This window comes from Streptomyces sp., assembly GCF_019510245.1.
In the GTDB taxonomy this organism is placed as follows: Bacteria; Actinomycetota; Actinomycetes; order Streptomycetales; family Streptomycetaceae; genus Streptomyces.
This window is the reverse complement of the sequence record NZ_JAEKKT010000472.1, coordinates 1-2,289: the sequence shown is the minus strand read 5'-3', so window position 1 is coordinate 2,289 and position 2,289 is coordinate 1. Positions and strand designations below refer to the sequence as shown.

The 2,289-nt window shown below is 70.1% G+C and carries 3 protein-coding genes; 2 read left to right on the top strand and 1 reads right to left on the bottom strand.

Translation table 11 applies throughout. The annotated features are described in order from the left end of the window. Nucleotides 1-426 (top strand): CBM35 domain-containing protein (locus JF597_RS54215; protein WP_294014496.1); only part of this gene is annotated, 426 nt, incomplete at its 5' end. 35 nt (nt 427-461) lie between these two features. Next, entirely contained in the window at nt 462-1,253 is a 792-nt protein-coding gene (locus JF597_RS54210) for an IclR family transcriptional regulator (RefSeq protein WP_294014494.1), read from the top strand. A 44-nt stretch (nt 1,254-1,297) separates the two neighbouring features. Here the strand turns inward: JF597_RS54210 and JF597_RS54205 are convergent. Further along, the coding region (locus JF597_RS54205) for an aminomethyltransferase family protein (RefSeq protein ID WP_294014492.1) at nt 1,298-2,289 on the bottom strand (992 nt) is incomplete at its 5' end.

The window sequence follows — 2,289 nt, the reverse complement described above, 5'->3', positions numbered from 1 at the left end:
ACCAAGGGCGTGACCGCCTACCAGGCCGAGGACGCCACCCTCGCCGGGACCGCCGTCGTCACCTCGGACACCTGGGCCTCCGGCGGCAGGTACGTCGGCTACATCGGCAACGGCGCGGACAACACGCTCACCTTCAAGGTCAGCGCGGCGAGCGCCGGGCGCTACGTCATGAACGTCCGCTACGCCAACAACCAGGTCTCCGGCTCAGGGAACTACAACACCAACGTGGTCTCCCGCGCGGCCCGGATCAGCGTCGACGGGACCGACCGGACGGTCATGTTCCGCAACAACTACAGCTGGAACAACTACTGGGACCTGCCGGTGCCGGTCACCCTCGCCGCGGGCACCAACACCGTCACCCTGGCCAACCCCACGGCCTACGCGCCCAACGTCGACCGGATCACGGTCGCACCGCTCACCGGCTGAGGACGACTGTTGACCTGCTCGCATAGAGTTCCGCCATGAGCAGCAACGGTACCGAGTCCGGGGGCACGTCCAGCGGCGGTGTGCAGTCCGTCGACCGGGCTGTCACCGTGCTGGAGATCCTCGCCCAGCGTGGCGAGGCAGGCGTCAGTGAAGTGGCCGAGGCGATCGACGTCCACAAGTCCACCGCGTTCCGTCTGCTGGGCGCGCTGGAGGCGCACGGCATGGTGGAGCAGGAGGGCGAGCGCGGGAAGTACCGCCTCGGCTTCGGCATCGTGCGCCTGGCCGGCGCGGTCACCGGGCGCATCGACGTCACCAAGCACGGCCGCGGGATCTGCGAGCGCCTCGCCGACAAACTGGGCGAGACGATGAACATCGCGGTCCTGGAGTCCCATCATGTGATCAACCTCGACCAGGTGCGCGGCCGGTCCGCCATCACCGCGCAGAACTGGGTCGGCCGGCTGACGCCGATGCACTGCACGTCGAGCGGGAAGGTCCTGCTCGCGGATCTCACGGAGCAGCGCCGGGACGAGCTCGTCGCCGCGGCCGGGCTCGAGCGGATGACCGCACGGACGCTGACCTCCCGGCAGACCCTGGAGGCCGACCTGGTCCGGGTCCGCGAGCAGGGCTACGCCATGACGGTGGAGGAGTACGAGGAGGGCCTCAACGCCATGGCGGCGCCGGTGCGTTCCGGTGAGGGCAAGGTCGTCGCCGCCCTCACCGCCTCGGGTCCCGCCTTCCGTCTCACCGAGGAGCGGATGCACGAGCTGGCACCGGTGCTGATCGAGGGCGCCGACGAACTCAGCCGCCGGCTCGGCTACTTGGGCTGACACGGGCCGGGCGCTGGGGCGCCCGGCCCGTTGCTATGACCCGCTCACCCCCGAAGACGGGACATCGCCGGGTCGAACAGCGGTTCCTCGGCCACGACCGCCTCCACGCGCTGGTCGAAATAGCCGATGTGCAGCGCACGGCCGGCCACGGCGAGCTCCGCGGGCAGCCAGGCGTACGCGATGCCCTTGCCGATCGTGTGACCGAAGGCCGCGCTGGTGACGTAGCCGACCGCGCGCTGTCCGTCGTACACCGGCTCCTTGCCCATGACGACGGCCCGCGGGTCCTCGATCATCAGGCAGGTCAGCTTCCGCCGTACGTCGGCCCTGCGTCGCTCCAGGGCCGCCTTCCCGACGAAGTCCTCCTTGTCGGCCTTGACGGCGAAGCCGACGCCGGCCTCGTACGGATCGTGCTCGTAGGTCATGTCGGTGCCGAAGGAGCGGTAACCCTTCTCCAGCCGGAGGCTGTTGAACGCGCCCCGCCCGGCCGCGATCCCGCCGAGCGGGCGGGCCGCCCGCCACAGTGTGTCCCACAGTTTCAGACCCTGGTCGGCGGTGGTGTACAGCTCCCAGCCGAGCTCGCCGACGTACGAGAGGCGCATGGCCGTCACCGGGACGGACCCGATGTGAGCGCGCTTGGCGCGGAAGTACTTCAGCCCCGCGGCCGAGAAGTCCTCGTCGGTGAGCGGCTGGAGGACGTCCCGGGCGAGCGGTCCCCACAGGCCGATGCAGCAGGTGCCGGGGGTGATGTCGCGGACCTGGACGGTGCCGTCGGCGGGGAGGTGGCGGGTGAACCAGTCGAGGTCGAGGTTGCCGTTGGCGCCGACCTGGAAGTGGTCGGGTGCCAGCCGTGCGACGGTGACGTCGCTGCGGATACCTCCTTCGTGGTCAAGGAGCAGGGTGTACGTCACCGAGCCGACGGACTTGGCGACCTTGCCGGTGCACAGCCGCTCCAGGAAGTCGGCCGCCCCGCGTCCGCTCACCTCCAGGCGCTTGAGGGCCGTCATGTCGTACATCGCGACGGTCTCGCGGGTGACCT

What these genes read in the sequence shown, in the direction of transcription:
- JF597_RS54210 (WP_294014494.1), top strand. Translation starts at nt 462, where the DNA reads ATGAGCAGCAACGGTACCGAGTCCGGGGGCACGTCCAGCGGCGGTGTG.